Here is a 23,643-nt window from a genome sequence, read left to right on the forward strand (position 1 = left end):
CTCTGTTATCCTGAGCGCAGCGAAGGAGCCTATCACGTCAGAACGAGTCGTTGATACGATTGTCGTTTTGTGGTTAGAAGGTCCTTCGCTGCGCTCAGGATGACAGAGCAGTTTTAATTCCTAATTCTTAATTTTTAATTGAATTACGGATTCGTGCTCCACATGCCGGCTTCTTTGATAAAGATGCGGCGGTTGAGCTTGAGCTGGCTGACGATGATTTCGGCAATGTCTTCGGGCTGCATCACTTTGTCGGGGTTGCCGTCCGTGAGTTTGTTGCTGACGGCCAGCTCGGTAGCCACGGTGCTGGGCGTGAGGGCCGATACGCGGATGTTCTGCTTGCGCACCTCCTGCATCAGGGACTCGGTGAAGCCCAGCAGGCCAAACTTGGAGGCGCTGTAGGCGCTGGTGGTGGCCGCGCCGCGCTGGCCGGCTGTGCTAGCCACGTTAATGATGTCGCCGGTTTGGCGCTCCACCATCTGGGGCAGTACGGCGCGCGTCACGTAGTAAGCGCCCAGCAGGTTCACCCGGATGATGTTTTCCCACTCCTCGGGGTCCATATCAACTACCTTGGCGAAGGTGCCGATGCCGGCGTTGTTGATGAGGATATCGATGGTGCCGAGTTGGCCCAAAGCCTGTTGCACGGCCGCTTCTACGGCGGTGCGGTCGGCTACGTTGGCGGCTACTACCACGGCTTGGCCACCCTGGGCTTCTATTTCGCGGGCTATTTCCTGCAGTTGCGTTTCGGTACGGGCCAATAAGGCCACGCGTACGCCTTCTTTGGCTAAAGCCACGGCCACGGCCCGGCCAATACCTTTACCAGCGCCCGTTACCAGGGCCGTTTTGCCAGTCAGATTTTCCATGAGTTGGATTAGGTTGAAAGGGAGAGTGGCTATAACTACGTTGGGGGTGAAAGGTTGGCCCTACCTGTTCCGGCTCACTGCCGGAGAAGACATCTGAAAACCTGCTTATCTTTCTCCCCCGTACTTATTTCCCTGCTTCCTATGAAGAAAATTGCCCTCACCGGTCTGCTGGCCGGGGCGCTGCTGGCTGGCTGCAACCCGCAGAACAACTCTGCCGAAACCGGTGCCGCCACCGAAACCACGCTGGCTGACATGAAAGACCTGCCCACACTGTTTGAGGCGTATTGGGAGGAAAACGCCAAGCTGTTTCCGCTGGAGGCTACCGCCCAGGGCGACAACCGCTACAACGACCAGTTGCCCAACGACGGCACTAAAGCGTTCCGCCAGCACCTGCAGAACTTTTACCAGAAGTACCTTGACGGCTTGCACAAGTTCAACCGGGAGGAGTTGACGGCCAATGATAAAATCAGCTACGACATCTTTGAGTACGACCTGCAGAACAAGCTGGAAGGCCTGAAGCTGAACACTTGGATGCTGCCGTTTCAGCAGTTTTGGGGCCTGCCCATCAGCCTGGGGCAATACGGCTCGGGTGAGGGAGTACAGCCGTTCAAAACGGCCAAGGACTACGACAATTGGCTGGGCCGTGCGAAGGGCTTTTCGGTGTGGGCCGATACGGCCATCAGCAACTTTCGCCAGGGCATAAAGGCTGGTGTGGTGCTGCCCAAGGCGCTGGTAGTGAAGATGATTCCGCAGATGCGGGCTATGGAAACGCAGGACCCCACCAAAAGCCTGTTTTACGGCCCCATCAACAAGCTGCCCACCAGCCTGAGCGGTGCCGAAAAGCAACGCATTACGGAGGCCTACAAGAAAGCCATCCAGGAGCAGTTGGTACCTACGTACAAGAAGCTCGGCGACTTTCTGGAAAAGGAATACCTGCCCAAAGCCCGACCCAGTACCGGCATTGCCGCCATTCCGGGCGGAGCAGATATCTATAAATACTACGTGAAAACGTGGACGACTACCGATAAAACGCCGGAGGAAATCTACCAGACCGGCCTGAAGGAAGTGGCCCGCATCCGGGGCGAGATGGAAAAGGTGAAAGCGCAGGTCGGCTTCAAAGGCGACTTGCCAGCCTTCTTCGCCTCCCTGAAAACCGACCCCAAGCTGATGCCCTACAAAACGCCCGAGCAGGTGCTGGGCGCTTTCCGGGCCATTCAGGCCAAAATGCAGCCCAACCTGAAAAAGATGTTCGGCCGCACGCCCAAAACCCCATTCGAAATTCGTCAGACGGAGGCGTTCCGGGCCGCTTCGGCTTCGGCCGAGTATAACCCCGGCAGCCCCGACGGCTCCCGCCCCGGCATCTTTTACATTCCTATTCTGGATGCTACCAAGTTCAACGTTACCTCCGGCATGGAGTCGTTGTTTTTGCATGAGGCCATCCCGGGCCACCACTACCAGACCTCTCTCCAGCAGGAAAACACCGACCTGCCTAAGTTCCGGCGCTTTGCTTGGTACGGGGCCATGGGCGAAGGATGGGCGCTGTACACCGAAAGCCTGGGCAAGGAGCTTGGCCTCTATACCGACCCTTATCAGTACATGGGCGCGCTGGGTGATGAAATGCACCGCGCCGTGCGTTTAGTGGTAGACGTGGCCATGCACTCCAAAAACATGACCCGCGAGGAGGCCATCAAGTATATGCTGGCTAATGAAGCCATTAGTGAGGAAGGTGCCACCGCCGAAATTGAGCGCTACATGGCCATTCCGGGCCAGGCCCTGAGCTACAAAATTGGGGCCCTGCAAATCCGGGAGCTACGCCAGCGGTATGAGCAGCAGCTGGGAGCCCACACCGATAAGCTGCGCGAGAAGTACGCCGGCCAAAACCGCAGCCACTTTAGCCTCAGCGGCTTTCACGATGAGCTGTTGAAGGATGGCGTGATGCCCCTAGCCGTATTGGAGCGCAAAATGGATAACTGGGCTCGTAACCCCCAATAGGTTTTCACTAGCGTACAGCACACAGCTCAAAAAGGCCCGCAACACAAGTTTGCGGGCCTTTTTGCTTGAGAAGCCAGCCAAGCGGGAAGAGTAACCGTTAAAGCAAACATTCATTCTGCCTTTTAACATCCTAGATAATATGAGCAAACATCGTTGGCAAACCCTGGGCCTGGGCACTCTGGCCGGTTTTCGCAGCATGACAGCCCCGGCGTTGCTGAGCAGCAACCTGCTGACCTACCATCCGCGCGCCCTGGTCGGTTCGCCCTTGCGCTACCTGCAGAAACCTGTGGTGGCCCACGGCCTGAAGCTGCTGGCTGCTGGCGAGATGACGGCTGACAAGCTCCCCCAAATGCCCGACCGTATTACGCCCGTGGCGCTGCTGGGCCGGGCTGGTGCGGGCGCACTGGTAGGCGCCGCGCTCTACAAAATCAACCACGATAGTCAGTGGCGCGGCGCCCTGCTGGGTGGTGTAGCCGCCATTGCGGGCTCCTATCTGAGCTTCTTCCTGCGCAAAAAAACCACCGAGCAATCTGGCTTATCCAGCGGGCTGGTGGGTGGCCTTGAAGATGTGCTCACCTTGGCTTCCGGCCTGGCCCTAACCAAAGGCACGCATGCCGGGGAGCCCCAGTCGAGACGTTGGTCTTTGTAAATTCTGGCTGGCTTCTATACGTAAAAAGGCGCCCTCACTGCAGTGAGGGCGCCTTTTTACGTAGCATAGTTTGGCTGTTATTCCTCCCGGGCCGAGCCCCTGGCTTCCGTTGAGTTTTCGGGCATGGTGTTGGCCGGCGAGTTGGGGTTGCCAGGCGAGGCGTTCAGCCCGGCGTCGGCGGAGGTTTTCTGGTCGGCGGGGGAGCCGGTTCCGGCAGGCTGCGTCACCACTTGCTCCCCGCTGATGCTGTCGAGGTCGGTTTCGGTGGCGCGGGCCTTGGGGGCATCCGTGAAATCCTGGCTGGCCTGTGGGTCTTTACCAGGTGTGTTGTTGTAGTCACAAGCGGCGAGGGCCGTGGCCAGGCCAGCAGCCAAAGTGAGGGAGAAGAGGCGTTTCATGGTGAGAATGGGCGTGAAATATAAAATGAACAGGAGAATACTAGTGGCCCGGGCCTGGCCCGGGAGCTGGCCCAGCTGGTACGGAGTTTTGCACGCTCTGCTGCTGTATAGCTCCGCTGGTGCCCGTAGTATCGGCGGTAGTACCGGCCGCGTTTCGGGCTTCGGCAGGCCGGGCTTTTTCACCGCAACCAGCCAAGAGTGCCGTCAGGCCCACCGTGCAAGCTATTCTGGAAGCAAGGGTCATGCAAATGAGGTTAGAAGGCGTAAGGGGGCAAACGTGTGGGGCCGGGCTGCGGTTGCGCTCCACCTTGCCCGGTGGGCAGCAGCGGCTACCTTTGGCCCATGTCCCTTCCTGCCTTCATGAACTGGAGCGGCGGCAAAGATTCGGCTCTGGCCCTCTACCATGCCCTGCGCAACCCCGCCCTGCACGTTACCGATTTGCTCACCAGTGTAAATGCTCACTACGACCGGGTGTCCATGCACGGCGTGCGAGTAGCGTTGCTGGAGCAGCAGGCCCACCGCATCGGGTTGCCACTCACCAAGCTGGAGCTGCCGGAAATGCCCGATATGGCGGAATACGAAGCCCGGATGCGGGCTACTCTGGCTCCGTTGCAGGCCAAAGGAGTTCAACGGGCCATCTTCGGGGATATTTACCTGGAGGATTTGCGCCGGTACCGTGAGCAGCAGTTGGCCAGCATTGGGTTGGCAGCAGAGTTTCCGCTCTGGCAGCGGCCCAACGCCGAACTGCTGCGCGAGTATCTGGAGCTGGGTTTTCGGGCCGTGGTGGTGTGCGTGAATGAACAATACCTCGACCAAAGCTTCTGCGGCCGGGAGCTGAACGCTGACTTCCTGCGCGACTTGCCCCCCGGCGTTGACAGCTGCGGCGAAAACGGGGAATACCACAGCTTCGTGTTTGACGCCCCGTATTTCAGCAGCCCCATCCCGTTTGAGCGGGGCGAAATTGTGCGCCGGACCTACGCGTCCCCTGCCAGCACCGCGTGCACCCCCGCAGATGACTCTGACAGCCCTGCCGCAGCACCAACATCCTCGCTCTTCACCACGGGCTTCTGGTACTGCGACTTACTGCCCGTAGCGCCAACTGCCCGTTGAGTGAATGAAACATTTGGCGCGGTTTAGCAGTCCCTATACCATCTCCAATCCGCTCATTTTCCCATGTCCGACGCGTCGGCCACCATTCTTTTCGACGGGGTGTGCAACCTCTGCAATGGGTTTGTGCAGTTTGTTATTCGCCACGATGCCGCTGGCCGGTTCCGGTTTGCGGCGCTGCAGTCAGAGGCTGGGCAGGCGTTGCTGCGGCACCACCAACTGCCCACACCCTCCGAGCCCGACTCGGTTGTGCTGCTAATAGGCGGACAGGCATATACTCACTCGGCGGCGGCACTGGGGATTTTGCACGGGCTGGGGGGTGGTTGGCGGCTGATGGCGCGGCTGGGTCAGGGAGTTCCTAGTGGCCTGCGTGATGCCGTGTACCGGCTGATTGCCCGCTACCGCTACCGGTGGTTTGGGCGGCAGGATGCCTGTTGGCTACCCACGCCTGAGCTGCGCGCCCGGTTTCTTTAGCACTTACTTTTTCCTTTTTCTCCTTCCCACCCCACATTATGCACGCTCTGGTATTAGCCGGTATTGATCAGCCCGCCGTTCTACAGGAAGTTCCTACGCCTCAGCCTGGTCCGGGCCAGGTACAGGTGCTTCTACACGCCGCCGCCCTTAACCACCGCGACGTCTGGATTCAGAAGGGTCAGTATGCCGGCCTGAAATTTCCCATCATTCTCGGCTCCGATGGAGCGGGGGTGGTTACGGCCTTGGGCGACGGAGTGGATGCCAGTCTGCTGGAGCAGGCCGTTATCATCAACCCCGGCAGCAACTGGGGCCCTAACCCGGCTGCCCAAGGCCGTGAATTTCAGATTTTGGGCCTGCCCCAGGATGGCACGTTTGCGGAGTATGTGTGCGTACCGGCTCAAAATGTGCGGGCCAAGCCGGAACACCTCAGCTTTGAGGCAGCGGCTTCGTTGCCCCTGGGCGGCGTTACGGCATATCGGGCAATGTTTACGCGGGCCAATCTGCAACCCGGAGAGCGGGTACTGATTAGTGGAGTAGGGGGCGGAGTGGCCCTACTAGCCCTGCAAATGGCGGTGGTCACGGGGGCCGAGGTCTGGGTTACCTCTGGCTCAGAAGAAAAAATTGCCCGGGCCGTTGAGTTAGGCGCGAAGGGTGGCATCAGCTACCACACCGAGAACTGGCCGGCTATACTCACCAAGCAGGCCGGTGGGGGCTTTGATGTACTAGTGGACAGTGCCGCCGGCCCTGGCTTCAACCACTTAGTAGATGCTGCCAACCCTGGCGGGCGTATTGTATTCTACGGGGCCACCCAAGGAGATATACCCGATGTAGCAGCCCGCAAAATATTCTGGAAGCAACTGTCAGTACTGGGCTCTACCATGGGCACCGCCCAGGATTTCGCCGCTATGGTGAGCCTGTTTGAGCAGTACCGCATCCAGCCCATTATTGATGAAACCTTCCCGTTGGCCGAGGGCGAAAACGCTTTGCGGCGAATGGCGGATGGCCTGCAGTTTGGTAAGCTGTTGCTAAAAATACGGGAGTAGTAAATAGCTGGTTGGTACTAGTAAAAACCAATAAAATAGGCGAGTTCAGGGGAATCAAATGACTGCTAATATGGTTAGCTATTTAACGAACGAATAACTAACTTGCTGCCATATGAAGACGCCCGCTGATTACCTTGCTTGTCCGGTTTTTGAGTTGACGTATCCCACCGGCGAAGCTGCCGAATCGGTACCGGTAGTGGCCTATAACGACGCCGTACGTGCAGTAGAAGCCGCCTTGGCCGATGCCGAAAAGTATAAGTACCTGCTCATGCGTGCCCTGCGCCGCAGTGGCTCGGTCCAGCAATACCCGGCCATGGTTGCCCTACCAGTTTCTGCCCCCGAAACTCCCGTACTGCCCCTGTACTCCCCCGACGAACTGGCGGCTTAATAGTAGACATCTAATAAACGGCCCTCACTCTGCTTATGGCAAAGTGGGGGCCGTTTGCTGTAAGGCGCAGCTGCCGTAACAGGTGCTACCGGGAGCGTAGGCGCTGGCCCAACTCCTGCGCCAGTGCCACCGCCTGCTCCCGTAGCTCCGGCACCGCCGTCGATTCAAAGTAAGCCGGCCGCCGACTTGGGCCTATGGTAAATAATACCTCTGAGGCCTGCCCATTTGTGCTGATCAAGGCACCATGTTCATCCGTTTGGATGCCCAGGCCCAGCGGATCGGATAGCAGGTGGCCATGCTCCCGCAGGGTTGCCACAACTGGCTCCTGAATGCGGCGGTAGTCGAGTAGGGGGCCAGTACAGGTGATGACGTGCTGGGCCGAAAGTACACTTGGTGGCTGCTGCCCTTTTTGCACGGTTACCTGTAGGCCCTGCGTGGTGGGAACAATGTTTTTCACCCGCCCAATGGCTGAGCGTACCTGCCCGGTCTGATGCATCTCCTCTACTACCAAAGCGTTTTGTGGGGGGCTTCGGTGCCTGAGCACTGACCAGATACCCGCCAAATGCCGCAGAAAGCGGGCCTGCTCTGGCAGTGCCCAGCTAGCCCAAATTCTTCCCAGGTAAGGCCGCAACGAATCCAGTACTGTGCGCCAGTCAATGCCTTGGCTTTGCGCTGCCCGTACGTGGCGGCGCACTACGCGCAGTACCTCCAGTACGGTGCTGCAGGCAGCTAAGTCGGTAGCGTAGAAATCCGGATAGGGTAGGGGCTGGAACTGGTGCGCCGCCGGCCAGCGCCCGTGCCTTGATATGGCTGTTATGGTTCCCTGATGGCCATCGGCGCGCAAGCCCAGCAGCACATCCACGGCCGTTAAGCCAGTCCCAATCAGCACTATTGAATCGGTGGGGCCAATAGTGCGCAAGGCACCCTGAGCCCAGGGGTTACCGTGGTAGTTTGGGTGCTTCAGATAATCGAGGCTGTGGGAAATGGGTACGGGCGGCGGGAAGTTGCCCAGGGCCAATACCACGTACGAACTGAACAACTCCAGCCCATTGTGGAGGCGCACAGTAGCTCCTTGCCCATCAGCCGCTACCGCTACGGCCTGAGCTGTTTGGTTGTGCCAGGTAAAGCGAAATCCGTTGAGAGAAGGCCACTCCAGCACCTGGCTTACCAACTGCTGCATGTAGCGGCCGTAGCTCTGGCGGGAGCAAAACCCCTGTTCGCAGGCTTCCGGGCTGGTTAGCTGCAGCCAATTTTGAAAGTGGTTGGGTTGGTCAGGGAAGGCACTCAGAAACTGGCTGCGCACGTTCAGCAGGTACTCAGGGCGGCGGGCAGTGTAGGCCAGCCCCGGGCCCGGGACGGGCCGCGGCTCCACCAAGTGCACGTCGCAATAATATGGCAGGTCACCGGAGAGCCGGGCCAACTGTACGGCCAGCATGGAGCCTGAAAACCCGCCGCCAATAATCGTTATGATTTTGCGTTGCACCAACCGTCGAAATAAGGGAACCGGCGAGTAAAGTACTCTGGAAAAAATGATATAAAAATTAATTTTTGCTATATAATCGAAAATTAATACCCGAGGTTGATACGTAGTAATTGTTGTAGTTATTCGATAACTGACTGATGGTCAATAAAAAGACAAGACCAGATGGTTATGCAACCGTCTGGTCTTGTAAGTAGCGTAATCCGAAATAAATCCTGCTGTTTACGGAGTCTCTGGGCCGCTCTAATAGTAGTTGCCCGGCACCAAGTAGTTACGCACGTAATCCGTCACGCCATCCTCCAGCTTGGTAAACGGCCGGTTGTAGCCGATGGCGCGCAACTTGCTCATATCGGCCTCGGTGAAGTACTGGTAGGTGTCCCGAATATCCTCCGGGGTGTCGCGGAAGCGGATATCAGCTGTTTGACCGAGGGCGGCAAAAGTGCTCAGCGTGAGGTCCAAGAAGGTGCGGGCTTCGCCGGTTCCTAGGTTATAAATGCCGGAGTGCTGGCGCGTCTGCATCAGAAACAGGCATACCTCCACCACGTCCTTCACGTACACGAAGTCGCGCTGTTGCTCCCCGTCGGCGTATTGGGGGTTATGAGAGCGGAACAGGGTCATGGAGCCTGTTTCCTGTACCTGCCGGAAAGCGTGCAGAATTACGGAAGCCATCCGGCCCTTATGGTACTCATTGGGGCCGTATACGTTGAAGAATTTCAGGCCTGCCCAGAAAAATGGCTTTTCCGGTTGCTGAATAGCCCAGTTGTCGAAGTCGTTCTTGGAGTCGCCGTAGGGGTTTAGGGGCTTGAGCAGCGGCAGTAGGGCATCATCATCGGAGTAGCCCAACGATCCGGAGCCGTACGTGGCGGCCGAGGAAGCGTACACCAGCGGCAGCTGATAGCGGCAGCAGGCCTGCCACATTTTCTGCGAGTACTCCAGGTTCAGCACGTTCAGCACGTCCCGGTTTTGCTCGGTAGTATCAGTACGGGCGCCCAAATGGAAAATGAATTCTACCTGCTCATGGTGCTGCTCCAGCCACTCGAAAAACTCCTCCCGGTCCACGTATTCGCGCAGGTGCTTGCCTTTCAGATTGGCCAGTTTGCGCTCGGCGGTGAAATTATCCACCACCACGATATCGTTGAAGTTGGCGGCATTAAGGCGGGTGACAAGACAGCTGGCAATAAAGCCGGCGGCTCCGGTTACGACAATCATAGGACAGAAATTTAGGCCAAAAGTAAGCCGGTTTACGCGGATTGGCCGAGTAAGCCAAATTTCTTTCCGCCGCCAGCATCGGTACGCAGCATAACCGTAACCAGAAGCCCTAGGTTGCTTAAAAGGCCGCGGCTGCTTACAAACGGCGGTTACCTTTGCGCCCATGTTCTGCCTTTCTTCTTTGGCCTTCCGGCGCCGCACTCTGGGGGTGTTGCCGTTGCTGGTGGCTCTGGCGGCCTGTCGGCCCGATACGCCCGCTACTACTGCCAATGCCCCGGTCAGCACCACTCACCAAGTGCGCGACGACCTGGGCCGCCAGCTTACGCTGCCCACGCACCCGCAGCGGGTAATGGCCCTGGCCGCTTCCATGACGGAAATGCTCTACGCCGTGGCTGATACGGCTACCATTGTGGCCCGCACCCAAGTATGCGACTACCCGGCGGCGGCCCTGCGCAAGCCCATTGTCAACAGCTACCCGCTGGATTTTGAGCGGTTGGTGGCCCTGAAGCCCGACGTGGTATTTACCACGGAAGGCATTACCTCTCTGGCCGATGCCCAACGGCTGCAGGAGCTAGGTATTCCGGTATACTATCAGCGTTACCAAAAAGTAGAGGATATTTTGGGAGGGCTAACCAACCTGGGCAAGCTCCTGCAACGGGAGCAGCCCGCCCGCCGCGTGGTCGACTCGTTGCGGCGGGAGCTTACGGCCCTGGCCGCTCCGGCTGCCCCAAGCGTCCGGCCCCGCGTGCTGGCTATTACCTGGACGGACCCGGTGTACGTGTACGGCCAAAATACGCTGTTCACGGATAAAATCAGGCTGGCGGGCGGCCAGAATGCAGTGGTAGAGAAATTCACGCAGCCCTATCCGGCCCTCACCCGGGAGTATATCCTGAAGCTCAACCCCGACGTGATTCTGGGTGGCAGCTTCGGCAAAATGGACAGCACCTTCTTTAAGCTGTATCCCGAGCTCAAGCGCACCCGCGCCTACCAAACCCGCCGCATCTACAGCCCCACTGACGACCTGATGTCGCGCCCTAGTCCGCGCGTAGTGGCCTCGGTGCGGGAGTTGCAGCAGCTGCTGGCCGGTAAATAATGCCTTCCACCCGCTAGCCATGCCTCGTTCCGCCTTCCCTTGGATTCTGGCCTGCCTGCTGCTCCTGTTGGGGCTGCTGGTACTGGGCCTGCGTGTGGGAAGCTACGAAACGGATTTTGCCCTGCTGACTCGCACCCTGCTGCACTACAATCCTCAAGACCCGGCCCACCTAGTGCTGGTGGAGCTGCGGCTGCCTCGGTTGCTGCTAGCCCTGCTGGCGGGTGCGGCCCTGGCGGTGAGCGGCTACCTCATGCAGCTCATGGTAAACAACCCTCTGGCTGACCCTTACCTGCTGGGTACGGCATCGGGCGGGGCGTTAGGGGCCAGCATCACCTTTGCCTTTGTGCCGGTGCTCATGATAGGCGGGGTGTATTTGCCGCCGCTGGCTGCCCTCGGCGGCGCGTTGGGCGTTACGCTGCTGGTGGTAGTTATTGGGAGCCGCCGGGGCCGTATTGTGCCGGCCCAACTCCTGCTGGCTGGTGTGGCACTCAGTTCCCTTACCACGGCCCTCGGGGGCTTGCTCACGTTTCTGGCCGCCACCGAAGAGAAGCTCCGCACTATCACCTTCTGGGCGCTGGGCGGCTTCGAGCGGGCCAGCTGGGCCATCCTGCCGTATCCGGCCGTCACGCTACTGCTGGGCCTGAGTGCCCTGTGGCTATTACAGAAAAATCTTAACCTGCTGCTGCTGGGTGAGGAGCGGGCCGTTGCCTTGGGGTTGCCGGTGGCCCGCACGCGCTGGCTGCTGCTGCTTATTGCCTCTGGCCTTACGGGGTGCGCGGTGGCATTGTGCGGCCCCATAGGGTTTGTGGGGCTGGTTATTCCGCACATTACCCGTTGGCTGCTGGGCCCCGTGCGCCGCGGTAACCTGCTGTTCTGCGCCTTGCTGGGCGGCACGTTCATGGTGTTCTGCGACTTACTAGCGCGGCTGCTGTATCCGCCGGCCGGTTTGCCGGTGGGGCTGGTTACCGCCCTATTTGGCGTACCGTTCTTTGTATATTTGCTGCGAAAACAGAGTTGATGTGTTTAATCAGCTGATTTGCTGAGGGAGTAGGCAAGTTGCCTGCCACCGCCCAAATAAGTCCGGATTTCCGCATACTCGGTCTGCCAGCTGCTGCCTTTTTGTGTGGTAGCCAGGCGGCCAGCGCAGCAGCACATCAAGAAAACAGCCCCGCATACAATGGTTTACATCAGCCGACAGGAACACTTCAACGCGGCCCACAAGCTCCACAATCCCAACTGGAGCGAGGAGCGCAACCGGGAAGTCTTCGGCCCCTGCGCCAATGCCAACTGGCACGGCCACAATTATGACCTCATCGTCACCGTCAAAGGCCGCCCTGATCCGGAAACCGGCTTCGTCATCGACCTCAAGCAGCTTAGCACGGTTATCCGTACCCACATCGTGGAGCAGGTAGACCACAAGAATCTCAACCTCGATGTGCCGTTCATGCAGGGCCAGCTAGCCAGCACTGAAAACCTAGTAATTGCCTTCTGGCGCATTCTACAACCCGAAATCGAGCGTATTTCGTCGGCCAAACTGCACAGCATCAAGCTCTACGAAACGCCCCGCAACTTTGTGGAATACTTCGGCGAGGAATAAATCAATTAAAAATTAAAAATTGAGAATTAAAAACCAGGTCGTTCCGCAAGCGGGAGGTCCCGATTGTTTTTAATCAGAGCGTCAGTTTTTAATTTTTAATTCTCAATTTTTAATTGACAACATGAAGTACTACCTGATAGCGGGCGAACGGTCCGGGGATTTCCACGCCGCCAACCTTATGCGCGGCCTGCGCGAGCAAGACCCCGAGGCTGAGTTCCGCTGCTGGGGCGGGGATATGATGCAGGAAGCCGGGGGCACCTTGGTGCATCACTACCAGGAAATGGCCATCATGGGCTTCTGGGAAGCGGCTACCAGCATCCTAAAATTCCGGGGTTACCTCAAGGAGTGCCAGAAGGATTTGCTCGCCTACCAGCCTGATGTGGTGATTCTAGTAGACTATGCCGGCTTCAACATGCGGGTGGCCAAGTTCGCTAAAGCGGCCGGCCTGAAGGTATTCTACTACATTTCACCCAAAATATGGGCCTGGAACCAGGGCCGCGTGCATCAGGTGAAGGCATTGGTGGACAAGATGTTCGTTATCCTGCCTTTCGAGGAGGAGTTCTACCAGCGTTTCGACTACAAGGTGGATTACATCGGCAACCCGACCTCTGATGCGGTAGCCGAATTCCAGAAAACCGAGGATTTCTACGAGCGCAACGACCTGGACCCGCTGCGGCCCATCATTGCGGTGCTGCCCGGCTCCCGTAAGCAGGAAATTGAGGAAATGCTCTACGAAATGGTGGCCATTCTGCCGCCCTTCCTCGACTACCAATTCATCGTGGCCGGCGTCGATAACCTTGACCGGAACTACTACGCCAACTTCGAGCGCAACAACGTCCGCATCCTTTTCGACCAGACCTACGACCTGCTGGCCCACGCCACCGCCGCCCTGGTCACCAGCGGCACCGCCACCCTCGAAACCGCCCTGTTCGATGTGCCCCAGATAGTGTGCTACCGTACCAGCGCCGTATCTTACGCCATTAGTAAGGCCGTTATCAAAGTGCCCCACATCTCTCTGGTCAACCTCATTGCTGGCCGTGAGGTAGTAAAAGAGCTTATCCAGGGCGACTTCAACGCCCGCAACCTCGTCACCGAACTCAAGAAAATCACCACCGACGAGCAGGCTATTGCCCGCCAGAAAGCCGGCTACGCCGAAATCCGTGAGAAGCTGGGCCAGCAGAAGTCAGCTAACAAAGCGGCTAAGCTGATGGTGGGATATTTAAAAGGGTAGAGGTATCAGTGGGAAATGGGTTATAAACTAAGGTCACTGAAAAGCACAGTTGAGATTGACAAAAGAAAAGTACAGACTGCTATTAGTAGATAAGCTAACCACGTTGTTAAGGCTGTCCTATTCGTAAATCTTTCCTGTTTTAAAATATTACGACCACCTATATAAAATAGCCCAATTTGAATAATGCCAACAATATGCCAGTTGTTGGGGGCAAAACTTAATAGGAAGGATGCTAAAACCGGAATCCATATTAGTATCCGATAACAAATATTATTGGGCATAGCATGATATAAAAACACTCTTATTGGAATCTGCGGACATTCGCAGACTCCAATAAGAGTGTTTATTCAATAAAAGAGCTTGAAATGTTCTGCGTCCTACCGCTCAGTATAGTGGTAACGGCATTGAATGACATGCACTAGCTCTTTCTCAAAACGATATACCAGCCGATGTTCCCCACTAATGCGCCGCTACCAATAACCGGCGTAGTCATGTTTGAGAGCTTCAGGCTTACCAGTGCCAATGGTCGGTGTCCGTAAACATTCTTTCAGCAACGCCCAAATCTTGCGGGCTATGGCTTTATCGGTATCAAGCCAATACTGAAAATCCTCCCAGGCATCGGCATCCCAACTCAGCGTCATATGGAAGCTGGCAGCTCGTGCACTTCACGCTGGTTGTTTTTGTCGCGGGCAATAGCGGCTTGAAGGCGGGCGGCATTGGTTGGTGAAGCCATCAGATGAGCCGTTTCATCAACCGGGGCTGCCTGTCTGGCTTTGCCGTGCAACGTGACGTAGGGCAAGCTACGGAGTAGTTCCAGCAGAAAACCTGCGCGACTTTCAGGTACTTCAAATGTGATTTTCATATTCGAAAGCAGCTAGTTAGCAAACACCAGACAAGAACTCCTTACGCCGCGCGCAGCTGCTTCATAGCCGTCTGCTCGAATTTGCTCCGGGCGTATTCCTCGTCAATTACCAGTTCGGTAGTGCCTTCTTCCGAGGGCATGTCGAACATGGCGTCGGTCATGATGCCTTCGCAGATGCTGCGCAGGCCGCGGGCCCCGAGGCGGAATTCGTCGGCTTTCACTACAATGTATTCCAGGGCACCTTCCGAGAAGCTCAGCTGAATGCCTTCCATATCAAACAGGCGCTGGTACTGCTTCACGATGGAGTTCTTGGGCTCCGTCAGGATTTTGCGCAGGGTGGCGTGGTCCAGCGGGTTGAGGTGGGTGAGTACCGGCAGGCGGCCAATCAGCTCCGGAATCAGCCCGAAGGCTTTCAGATCCTGGGCTGTTACGTAGCGCAGGAAGTTGTTGGTGTCTACCTTTTCCTCCAGCTGCGTTTTGGCGAAACCGATGGGCTTGGTGTTGAGGCGGTTCTTGATGATCCGGTCGATGCCCACGAAGGCGCCGCCGCAGATGAACAGGATGTTTTCGGTGTTCACCGTAATCATCTTCTGCTCGGGGTGCTTGCGGCCGCCGTGCGGGGGCACATTCACCGTGGTGCCTTCCAGCAGCTTCAGCATGGCCTGCTGCACACCCTCCCCGCTCACGTCGCGCGTGATGCTGGGGTTGTCGCTCTTGCGGGCAATCTTGTCGATTTCGTCGATGTACACGATGCCGCGCTCCGCCGCTTCCACGTTGTAGTCGGCGGCTTGCAGCAGGCGGGTCAGAATGCTTTCCACGTCCTCGCCCACGTAGCCGGCTTCCGTCAGCACCGTCGCATCGGCAATGCAGAAGGGCACCTGCAGAATGTTGGCCAGCATGCGCGTGAGGAAGGTTTTGCCCGTGCCGGTTTCGCCCACCATAATGATGTTCGACTTCTCAATCACCACGTCGTCCTTCTGCGGTTTCTGCATCAGGCGCTTGTAGTGGTTGTACACCGCCACCGACATTACCTTCTTGGCTTCGTCCTGGCCTACCACGTACTGGTCGAGGTAGTCCTTCATCTCGCGCGGCTTCACGAGGTTAAACTTCGGTGCCTTGGAGTTGGCCCGGATCTTATTTTCCTCGTTCAGAATTTGCTGAGCCTGGCCCACACACCGCTCGCAGATGTGGGCGTTGATGCCCGAAATCATCACCGAAACGTCTTTCTTGCTCTTGCCGCAGAAGGAGCACGTAATATCCGCCATTGCTAAAGTAACTCGCTGAAAAAGGGGAGGGGTAGGTAGCTCACGCCGGCCTACCGCAAAGGTACGAAAAGGCCAACGCCCCGTAGGAGCGAAAAAGTGCCCCCACAGTTGCCTTCTAACTTAACAAAAAAGCCCGCCAAAGCGGGCTTTTTTGTTGTAACAGGTTCAAAAGAACGTCATTCCGAGCTTACCGAGGAATCTTGCGTGCTGGTGTTGCCAAACTAATTTTGATTACCAACAAGCGAGATTCCTCAGCTTCGGCTGCGCCTTCGCTCGGAATGACGTTCTTCTAAATACACGTCAGATTACGCCGACTTCTTCTCCAGTACTTCGTCAATCAGGCCGTACTCTTTGGCCTCATCGGCGCGCATCCAGTAGTCGCGCTCCGAGTTGTCGTAGATTTCCTGGTAAGTTTTGCCGGTGTGCTTCGCCAGAATGTCATACAACTCCTTTTTGAGCTTGAGAATCTCGCGGGCTGTAATTTCAATATCCGTCGACTGGCCTTGCGCGCCACCCGAGGGCTGGTGAATCATTACGCGGGCGTGGGGGAGGGCCGAACGTTTGTCTTTAGCACCACCCGCCAGCAGCACCGCACCCATAGAAGCGGCCAGACCCGTGCAGATAGTAGCCACATCAGGGTTCACGTACTGCATGGTATCATAGATGCCCAAGCCAGCGTACACCGAGCCACCGGGCGAGTTGATGTAGAGCAGGATGTCCTTCTTAGCATCAACTGATTCTAGAAACAGCATCTGCGCCGTCAGGATGTTGGCAATGTAGTCGTCCACGGCCGTGCCCAGGAACACAATCCGGTCCATGATCAGGCGCGAAAACACGTCAATTTCGGCGAAGCGCGTGGGGCGCTCCTCAATTACTGAGCGGGTCATACCCGTAGGCATGATCAGGCCGTTGCGGGTCTGGCCTTCTACGTGCTGGATGTATTGGTCAACGCCCAGGCCACTCAGGCCCTGGCCTTTCACGGCAAACTTGCGGAACTCTTGTTTATTCAACATGGGAAGAAAAAGGAGTTGGGATGTAGAGGTAAGAAAAAGGAGCCTCAAGCCTGCCTATACGGACGAACCGCGTGGCCGAGTTCAAACTCTTGGGACCAGATAATAAAAAAGCCCTTACGGCAAGTAAGGGCTTTTTTGTTGGTTCGAAAACCGGAAATGTCAGCGGTTAGCCAGCATTCTGATTGCGGAAGTCCTCGGCCGTAATCGGGTTGTCATTAACAACAACTTTGCCGCGCAGGTTTTCCAGCACTTTCTCTGCCAGAATGGCCTCATACTCGCTTACGTAGTTTTTGCCGTTCTCTTGGCGCAGGTAGTTGTCAGCAAAACCACGTACCGACTCTTCCAGCTCCGGGGTCAGCTCCATGTTGAACTGGCCCAGAATTTTCTGGATGGTGCGGTCAACAATTTCTTCGTTCGATACCTGCAGCTCGTTGGTTTCTACCACTTTGTTGCGGATCAACGACCACTTCAGCTCCTTCTCGTAGTCTTCGTAATGCTCCTCAATCTGCTCGGGCGTCAGCTTGTCCTGGTTGGCGCGCTGCAGCCACTTCTTGAAGAACTCCTTGGGAACTTCAATCGTGGTGCTTTCCAGCATCTTGTCGATGATCTGGCGGTTTACCAGGTTGTCAGATTCCCGGTCGTAGTTCTCCTGTACCGTGGAGCGTACTTTCTCCTCGAAATCTTCTTTCGACGTAATCTGATCTTTGCCGAACACCTTGTCGAACAGCTCCTGGTTGAACTCAGCCGGGGCAGAACGCTGGATTTTCTCGACGGTTAAGGTGTAGTCACCTTCAATTTTCTCGGCTTCCTCCTTGCTCAGGCCCGAGAAGTTGCGAATAGCCTGCAGGTCATCACCGAAAGCTTTTTTCAGGTCGAAGGTAATTTCGTCACCAGCTTTCACCCCCACAAACTTGTCAGCATCAGCCTTTAGCTTGTTGGTGGGCAGCAATACTACGCGGCCTTCACCTTCTTCGCCAGCCTTATTCAGCTTGCCGTAGACGAAGTCATTTGCTTCCGAAGCCTCGGGCTCGGTGGTTTCGCCGAACTGGCGGCCCAGCTGCTCGTAGGTTTCGCTCAAGGTGTTCTCGTCGAGGTCAACCTTGTGGCGGTCAACGCTAACGGCCTGGTCGCCGGGCAGCTCGAACTCGGGCAGCAGGCCCAGCTCAAACTGGAAGGAGTAATCCTTTTGGTTGTCGAAGTCGATGTCCGTGGGAACGGGCAGGGGCTCACCCAGAATCTTCAGGTTGTTCTCCTTGATATAGCCATCCACCGACTGGCTTAGCAGTTGGTTGATTTCCTCTACCAGGATGCCTTTGCCGTACATTTTGCGCACCAACGTAACCGGCACCTTGCCTGGGCGGAAACCCTTGATCTGCGCCTTTTTGCTGTATTCCTTCAGCTTGTTCTCCACGGTGGGAGCATAGTCAGCCTCCGTGAGTTTCACTGTCAGGATGGCATGGAGCTGGTCGTCTTTCTTGTCGAGGGTAATGTCCAAAACTAGGGGTCGGTTAAGGGTACTACGTTGGGTAAACAGCGGGCCAAAACCCGGGTAAAAAGAAACCCCCAACGGGTGGGTTGAGGGTTTAAATGCGGTTTTTACTACAAAAACCTAAAGTGCGGATGGAGGGACTCGAACCCACACGCCTTGCGGCACCAGATCCTAAGTCTGGCACGTCTACCAATTTCGCCACATCCGCGTCTCAAGGCCAACTGCCTCGGGGGCGCAAAACTACGGAAGCCTACCGGAAAAACAAACGCTTAGTCAAACTCTATTACTTTATTCTAGTTGGTTGCTGGGCCCCACTGCTCTTGGATTCGCCCAGGCAAGGACGTATTCCGCCGAAATGTGCGGGTATTTCGGGTGCAGGTCGCTAAATCTGCACGAACTACTACACGCCCTTGTTTGCCAGGAAATAACTAACCGATACTCAGTTCGGGCGTTGGGTTGCCTACCAGGGCCAGGCTTCCTGCGTAAGCCGTACCTTAGCCATTCGATATTCCGGTGCCGTTCGGCGCCGCCCGCGTACCATGTCCATCGTCATCGACCCCGAGGTAGAACGTCAGGAAATTCTGCGCCACTACCGCCGCCTGCTTCGCACCGCTAAGCCTTACTTGAAAGAAGGCGACGCCAAGCTCATTAAAAAGGCCTTCAACACCTCCCTGGAAGCGCACAAAGAAATGCGCCGCAAATCGGGGGAGCCCTACATTTTGCACCCGCTGGCCGTAGCCCAGATTGTGGTGGAGGAAATCGGCCTTGGCACTACCAGTATTATTGCGGCCCTGCTGCATGATGTGGTGGAAGATACGCCCTGGGAGGTAGCCGATGTGGAGCGGGAGTTCGGCCCCAAAGTGGCGCGCATCGTGGATGGGCTCACCAAAATTTCGGGCGTGTTCGACTACGGCACCTCCGAGCAGGCCGAGAACTTCCGCAAAATGCTGCTCACGCTGTCGGACGATGTGCGCGTGATTATCATCAAGCTCGCCGACCGCCTGCACAATATGCGGACGCTGGACTCGATGCCGCGCCACAAGCAGCTCAAAATTGCCTCCGAAACTATTTACCTCTACGCGCCGCTGGCTCACCGTCTGGGTTTGTACAGCATCAAAACCGAGCTGGAGGACCTGTACCTGAAGTATACCGATACGGAAATCTATACCGAGTTGGTAAACCGGGTGCGCCAGAGCCGGGCCGCCCGTAACCGCTTTATTAAGGAGTTCGTGCAGCCCGTTGATGAGGAGCTGAAGGCCCAGGGCTTCCAGTACGAGGTGAAGGGCCGGCCCAAAAGCATCTACTCCATTCTGCGGAAGATGCGCAAGCAGAATATCACCTTCGATGAGGTGTATGATTTATTCGCCATTCGTATTATTCTGGACGTGCCGCCGGAGCAGGAAAAAGCCGCCTGCTGGCAGGTATACAGCATCGTCACCGACTTCTACCAGCCCAACCCCGACCGCCTGCGCGACTGGGTAAGCACGCCCAAAGCCAACGGCTACGAGAGCCTGCACACCACCGTTATGTCGCGCACAGGGCAGTGGGTGGAGGTGCAGATCCGGAGCCGCCGCATGGATGATATTGCCGAAAAAGGCTACGCCGCCCACTGGAAGTATAAGGATGCGGCCACGGCCCAATCGGAGTCCACGCTGGAATCCTGGATCAACAAGGTGCGCGAAATGCTCGAATCCAATAATTCCAGCGCCCTGGAGTTCATGGATGAGTTCCGCCAGAACCTGTTCGTAAAGGAGGTGTACGCCTTTACGCCCAAAGGCAAGCTCATCATCCTGCCCGATAAGGCCACAGCCTTGGATTTTGCTTTCGAGATTCACTCCCACATCGGTCTGCAATGTCTCGGGGCCAAAGTCAACCAGAAGCTCCAACCTCTCAGCTACCAGCTCCGCAACGGCGACCAGATCGAAATCCTGACTTCGCACAAGCAGAAACCCACCGAGGAGTGGTTGCAATACGTGACTACCTCCAAGGCCCGCTCTCGCATCAAGGACTGGCTGCGTGACGACAAGCGCAATAAGTCCGAGGATGGCCGTTACCTGGTAGAAAAGCGCCTGGAGCTGCTGGGCGTGGAGTATAACCAGGACAACCTCAACCGCCTGCTGGCCCACTTCAACACCGGCAACGCCTCCGACTTCTTCTACCGCATTGCCGTCGGTCAGCTTGACGGGCGGGCTATTCAGAAGGACTTGTTCGACACCAACATAGAAGCGCCGCGCTTGCCCTATATGCTGGAACCGAAAGCCTTCGACCACGAGGTGCAGAAGGTGCGCGGCATAAACGCCAATATGCTGGTAATCGGAAACCGCACCGACAAGTTCGATTACACCATCGCCCCCTGCTGCAACCCCATTCCCGGCGACGACGTGTTCGGTTTTGAAACCGACCAGGGCATCGTGATTCACCGCACCTCCTGCCCCAAAGCCGTGCAGATGATGTCCAACTACGGCAACCGCATCGTGCGCGCCAAGTGGACGGATCAGTCGGAGCTGGCGTTTCTGGCCGGTATCCGCATCAAAGGCTCCGATAGGGTAGGGCTGGTGAATGACGTAACGCGCATCATCAGTAACAGCCTCAAGGTAAACATGCGCTCCATCACCATCGACTCCGACGACGGCATGTTCGAAGGCCAGATCATGGTATTCGTGAACGACACGGCCCATCTGGATAAAATGATTCAACGGCTTTCCAAAGTGAATGGAGTGCTGCTGGTTGAACGCTTCGACTCCTGATTAGCTCTAAAAAGTTCTCCCGAAAACGTACAGCATATAATAGTATAAGAAGTTCCCCGCAGCAGGCTGGACGTAGCTACCAAGCTGCTTAACTTTGCCTGTCTCTGCTGGTTCTTACTTTTTACCAGCGAAACCCCACCAATGGCTGTTTCTGAGAAGCATCTCGACCACGAGAAATACGAGGAGGTAAAGAAGATTTTTACGGCCTACCTCGAAAATAAGGGCCTACGCAAAACCTCCGAGCGGTACGCCATTCTGGAGGAAATCTACTCCCGCACCGGCCACTTCGACGTGGAGGAACTATACGCGGGCATGAAGGAGCAGGGCCTGCAGGTCAGCCGCGCCACCGTGTACAACACCCTCGATCTGCTGGTGGAGCATGGCCTGGTCAGCAAACACCAGTTTGGGCGCAACCTGGCGCAGTACGAGAAAAGCTACGGCTACCGCCAGCACGACCACGTCATCTGCACCGAGTGCCATAAAGTCGTCGAGTTCTGCGACCCGCGCATCCACGGTATCCAAACCATGGTCGGGGAGTTACTCAACTTCCATATCTTGCACCACTCTTTAAATCTTTACGGCGTGTGCGGCGACTGTCGCGCCAAAGCCACCCGCTCTCAAGCCGAATGAAAACTGATTCCGCCGTCCAGGATGGCATCCTCTTCGTGCGCCTTTCCGGCGACTTAATCGGTAGCCCCGATACCCAGCAGCTCCTGCAAAGCGTCGACCAGCACCTCGGCGACGACCTGCGCCATTGCGCCGTCGATTTGTCGGGCATTCGCTACATCAATAGCACCGGCATCGGGGTTCTGGTATCGTTGCTGACCAAATTCCGCAGCCGCGGCGGTGAGTTGCTGCTCATCAACCCCGCCGACCACCCGCGCAAAATGCTGGCGCTAACCAAGCTGAACGCTATTTTTTCCATAGCAGATGATGAACAATCAGCTGCTCAACAACTGAAAGCTGCAAACTAATGCCCGTTGACGTACTAGTAGGCCTACAGTGGGGTGATGAAGGCAAAGGCAAAATCGTAGATGTATTAGCCCCTACCTATGATGTGGTAGCCCGCTTTCAGGGCGGCCCCAACGCCGGCCACACCCTCACCTTCGATGGCACCAAGCATGTGCTGCACCAGGTGCCTTCCGGCATTTTCCACCCCCACATTATCAATGTAGTCGGCAACGGCGTGGTGCTTGATCCGGTAGTATTCCGCCAAGAGCTGCAGAAACTCACCGACCGGGGCATTGACTGGGGTAATAATCTCTACATCTCCCGCAAAGCTCAGCTTATCCTGCCCTCGCACCGCGCCCTCGACCGCATCAGCGAAGAAGCCCGGGGCGGCAGCAAAATCGGCTCTACATTAAAAGGTATCGGCCCCACGTACCAGGATAAGGTTGGCCGCACGGGCCTGCGGGTTGGGGATATCCTGTTGCCCGATTTCCAGGAGCGCTACCAGCAAACCGTTGCTCGTCACGCTTCTTTAGCTGAATTCCACGGCCGCGGCCTCGACATTGCAGAATTCGAGGCCGATTTCTTTTCCGCCGTTGAGTTCCTGCGCACCCTTAAACTCACCGATACCGAGTACCTGCTGAACGACCTGCTGCGTCAGGGTAAAAATGTGCTGGCCGAAGGGGCCCAGGGCTCCATGCTGGACATTGATTTTGGCACGTATCCCTATGTAACGTCCTCCAGCACCATTGTAGCCGGAGCCTGCACCGGCCTCGGTATTGCCCCTCGCCATATAGATAAGGTGTACGGCATCAGCAAAGCCTACTGCACCCGGGTAGGCAGCGGCCCGTTCCCCACCGAGCTGCACGACGCAGTAGGGGAACAGATCCGGCAAGCCGGCCGCGAGTTTGGCTCCACCACCGGCCGCCCCCGCCGCTGCGGCTGGATTGATCTGCCCGCCCTGCGCTACAGCATCATGCTGAACGGTGTTACCGAAATCCACCTCATGAAAGCCGATGTGCTGGATGAGTTCGACGAAATCCAGGTCTGCACTCATTATGAATTGCCCAACGGCGAGCAAACCGACCATCTGCCCGACCACGGCGACCTGGAAAAACTCACTCCTATATATAAGAGCCTACCCGGCTGGCGCACCGAGTTGCAATCCATCACCGATCCGCAGGCACTTCCCCAGCAACTGAAAGAGTACGTTCGCTTCTTAGAAGAACATCTGGAAGTACCAGTAAGCATCGTGAGCGTAGGACCTGACCGAGTAAGCACGCTTCACATGAAATAATGCCCGCATCTTTCAAAGCCAAGTAAAATCAGAAACCCTATCTACAGCGCTGTAGATAGGGTTTCTGATTTTATTCAAGTGCTCAACACCACATTTCTCAAAAGCCAGCGAACTTTTTAACGCACGTAATAAGTTGTATCACAGCAAACAAGGGAGGTACACAGCCGCCCTTCAACGGGTTTTTTAGCGGCAGGTTTGGAAGTTCCGCCCCAAAGCCCCACTTTTGCACTCCCAATCCGAAACGCGGGTAGGGCCGCTGCCAACCTCCGGGCCACCAGCGCGCCAGTTCTATCTGGCCTCCCGGTACCTTGCTTCAGCTCATCACTTTCCTCGGGAAGGAGCGTTGAAAAAAAAGATAGCTACCGGGGTTGCGAAAGTCAGCGAGAAGTTGCTACCTTTGCACCCCGCTTCAGAAGGAGGCGCTTTTTACGAGTCCGATACGAAAAACTTTTTTCGCCTGACTCTTGGAAAAAGGCAGAACAGTCGCTTACCTTTGCAGCC

General features: G+C 56.6%; 22 protein-coding genes, 1 tRNA gene and 1 pseudogene. 14 read left to right on the forward strand and 10 right to left on the reverse strand.

Translation table 11 applies throughout. The features are described from left to right. Positions 1–143 precede the first annotated feature (143 nt). Entirely contained in the window at positions 144–860 is a 717-nt protein-coding gene (locus tag ROI90_RS12320; RefSeq protein ID WP_315998649.1) for a 3-ketoacyl-ACP reductase, read from the reverse strand. 141 nt (positions 861–1,001) lie between these two features. On the opposite strand from ROI90_RS12320, the gene ROI90_RS12325 reads away from it, so the two are divergent. Together ROI90_RS12325 and ROI90_RS12330 are read left to right on the forward strand one after the other, a co-directional pair. After that, positions 1,002–2,852, forward strand: coding sequence for a DUF885 domain-containing protein (locus ROI90_RS12325; protein WP_315998650.1), 1,851 nt, complete (start codon positions 1,002–1,004; stop codon positions 2,850–2,852). Positions 2,853–2,991: 139 nt separating this feature from the next. Further along, the gene (locus tag ROI90_RS12330; RefSeq protein ID WP_315998651.1) at positions 2,992–3,501 is read left to right on the forward strand and encodes a DUF4126 family protein; all 510 of its coding nucleotides are present in this window, start codon (positions 2,992–2,994) and stop codon (positions 3,499–3,501) included. 77 nt (positions 3,502–3,578) lie between these two features. Here the strand turns inward: ROI90_RS12330 and ROI90_RS12335 are convergent, their stop codons facing one another. Continuing rightward, a complete protein-coding gene (locus ROI90_RS12335) occupies positions 3,579–3,899 on the reverse strand; it encodes a hypothetical protein (protein WP_315998652.1) in 321 nt (106 codons plus the stop codon). A gap of 342 nt (positions 3,900–4,241) precedes the next feature. Between ROI90_RS12335 and ROI90_RS12340 the strand changes: the two genes are divergently transcribed. From ROI90_RS12340 to ROI90_RS12355, 4 genes are all read left to right on the forward strand, one after another. Next, a complete protein-coding gene (locus tag ROI90_RS12340) occupies positions 4,242–5,009 on the forward strand; it encodes a Dph6-related ATP pyrophosphatase (RefSeq protein ID WP_315998653.1) in 768 nt (255 codons plus the stop codon). A 63-nt stretch (positions 5,010–5,072) separates the two neighbouring features. Continuing rightward, positions 5,073–5,480 (forward strand): thiol-disulfide oxidoreductase DCC family protein, encoded by a 408-nt coding sequence (locus ROI90_RS12345; protein ID WP_315998654.1) that lies wholly within the window; start codon positions 5,073–5,075, stop codon positions 5,478–5,480. Between the two features lie 38 nt (positions 5,481–5,518). Then, a complete protein-coding gene (locus ROI90_RS12350; protein WP_315998655.1) occupies positions 5,519–6,523 on the forward strand; it encodes a zinc-binding dehydrogenase in 1,005 nt (334 codons plus the stop codon). Between the two features lie 112 nt (positions 6,524–6,635). Further along, a complete protein-coding gene (locus ROI90_RS12355) occupies positions 6,636–6,911 on the forward strand; it encodes a hypothetical protein (protein WP_315998656.1) in 276 nt (91 codons plus the stop codon). An 85-nt stretch (positions 6,912–6,996) separates the two neighbouring features. On the opposite strand, the gene ROI90_RS12360 is transcribed toward ROI90_RS12355, so the two are convergent. Continuing rightward, on the reverse strand, positions 6,997–8,394 hold the full coding sequence (locus ROI90_RS12360; RefSeq protein WP_315998657.1) for an FAD/NAD(P)-binding protein: 1,398 nt from the start codon (positions 8,392–8,394) through the stop codon (positions 6,997–6,999). Positions 8,395–8,634: 240 nt separating this feature from the next. Next, a complete protein-coding gene (gene rfaD, locus ROI90_RS12365) occupies positions 8,635–9,600 on the reverse strand; it encodes an ADP-glyceromanno-heptose 6-epimerase (protein ID WP_315998658.1) in 966 nt (321 codons plus the stop codon). A gap of 163 nt (positions 9,601–9,763) precedes the next feature. On the opposite strand from rfaD, the gene ROI90_RS12370 reads away from it, so the two are divergent. The 4 genes from ROI90_RS12370 to lpxB all read left to right on the forward strand — a co-directional run bounded on the left by ROI90_RS12370 (position 9,764) and on the right by lpxB (position 13,521). Next, positions 9,764–10,693 carry an ABC transporter substrate-binding protein gene (locus ROI90_RS12370; protein ID WP_315998659.1) on the forward strand — a complete coding sequence of 310 codons (930 nt, stop codon included), beginning with the start codon at positions 9,764–9,766 and terminating at the stop codon, positions 10,691–10,693. Between the two features lie 19 nt (positions 10,694–10,712). Continuing rightward, the gene (locus ROI90_RS12375; RefSeq protein ID WP_315998660.1) at positions 10,713–11,711 is read left to right on the forward strand and encodes a FecCD family ABC transporter permease; all 999 of its coding nucleotides are present in this window, start codon (positions 10,713–10,715) and stop codon (positions 11,709–11,711) included. Positions 11,712–11,870: 159 nt separating this feature from the next. After that, complete coding sequence (locus ROI90_RS12380; protein WP_315998661.1) at positions 11,871–12,290, forward strand: 6-pyruvoyl trahydropterin synthase family protein; 420 nt, start codon at positions 11,871–11,873, stop codon at positions 12,288–12,290. A gap of 121 nt (positions 12,291–12,411) precedes the next feature. Next, positions 12,412–13,521 (forward strand): lipid-A-disaccharide synthase, encoded by a 1,110-nt coding sequence (gene lpxB, locus ROI90_RS12385; RefSeq protein ID WP_315998662.1) that lies wholly within the window; start codon positions 12,412–12,414, stop codon positions 13,519–13,521. 377 nt (positions 13,522–13,898) lie between these two features. Here the strand turns inward: lpxB and ROI90_RS12390 are convergent. The 6 genes and pseudogenes from ROI90_RS12390 to ROI90_RS12415 all read right to left on the reverse strand — a co-directional run bounded on the left by ROI90_RS12390 (position 13,899) and on the right by ROI90_RS12415 (position 18,358). Then, positions 13,899–14,162 (reverse strand): annotated as a pseudogene (locus ROI90_RS12390) (Txe/YoeB family addiction module toxin). Then, positions 14,159–14,383 carry a hypothetical protein gene (locus ROI90_RS12395; protein WP_315998663.1) on the reverse strand — a complete coding sequence of 75 codons (225 nt, stop codon included), beginning with the start codon at positions 14,381–14,383 and terminating at the stop codon, positions 14,159–14,161. Before ROI90_RS12395 ends, ROI90_RS12390 begins: the two are co-directional and overlap by 4 nt. Before the next feature lie 41 nt (positions 14,384–14,424). After that, the gene (clpX, locus tag ROI90_RS12400) at positions 14,425–15,648 is read right to left on the reverse strand and encodes an ATP-dependent Clp protease ATP-binding subunit ClpX (protein ID WP_315998664.1); all 1,224 of its coding nucleotides are present in this window, start codon (positions 15,646–15,648) and stop codon (positions 14,425–14,427) included. 305 nt (positions 15,649–15,953) lie between these two features. Then, positions 15,954–16,661 (reverse strand): ClpP family protease, encoded by a 708-nt coding sequence (locus tag ROI90_RS12405; RefSeq protein WP_125421224.1) that lies wholly within the window; start codon positions 16,659–16,661, stop codon positions 15,954–15,956. A 166-nt stretch (positions 16,662–16,827) separates the two neighbouring features. Then, the gene (tig, locus tag ROI90_RS12410; RefSeq protein ID WP_315998665.1) at positions 16,828–18,156 is read right to left on the reverse strand and encodes a trigger factor; all 1,329 of its coding nucleotides are present in this window, start codon (positions 18,154–18,156) and stop codon (positions 16,828–16,830) included. Between the two features lie 120 nt (positions 18,157–18,276). Further along, a tRNA-Leu gene (locus ROI90_RS12415) sits at positions 18,277–18,358 on the reverse strand. 331 nt (positions 18,359–18,689) lie between these two features. Here ROI90_RS12415 and ROI90_RS12420 point away from each other — a divergent pair. The 4 genes from ROI90_RS12420 to ROI90_RS12435 all read left to right on the forward strand — a co-directional run bounded on the left by ROI90_RS12420 (position 18,690) and on the right by ROI90_RS12435 (position 23,142). After that, positions 18,690–20,897: a RelA/SpoT family protein gene (locus ROI90_RS12420; RefSeq protein WP_315998666.1), complete on the forward strand. Its 2,208-nt coding sequence runs from the start codon at positions 18,690–18,692 to the stop codon at positions 20,895–20,897. Positions 20,898–21,038: 141 nt separating this feature from the next. After that, entirely contained in the window at positions 21,039–21,527 is a 489-nt protein-coding gene (locus ROI90_RS12425; RefSeq protein ID WP_315998667.1) for a Fur family transcriptional regulator, read from the forward strand. Further along, complete coding sequence (locus tag ROI90_RS12430; RefSeq protein WP_315998668.1) at positions 21,524–21,871, forward strand: STAS domain-containing protein; 348 nt, start codon at positions 21,524–21,526, stop codon at positions 21,869–21,871. Before ROI90_RS12425 ends, ROI90_RS12430 begins: the two co-directional genes overlap by 4 nt. Beyond that, the gene (locus tag ROI90_RS12435; protein ID WP_315998669.1) at positions 21,871–23,142 is read left to right on the forward strand and encodes an adenylosuccinate synthase; all 1,272 of its coding nucleotides are present in this window, start codon (positions 21,871–21,873) and stop codon (positions 23,140–23,142) included. Before ROI90_RS12430 ends, ROI90_RS12435 begins: the two co-directional genes overlap by 1 nt. The last annotated feature ends 501 nt before the right edge of the window (positions 23,143–23,643 follow it).

Source organism: Hymenobacter endophyticus (genome assembly GCF_032464715.1).
Classification (GTDB): Bacteria; Bacteroidota; Bacteroidia; order Cytophagales; family Hymenobacteraceae; genus Hymenobacter; species Hymenobacter endophyticus.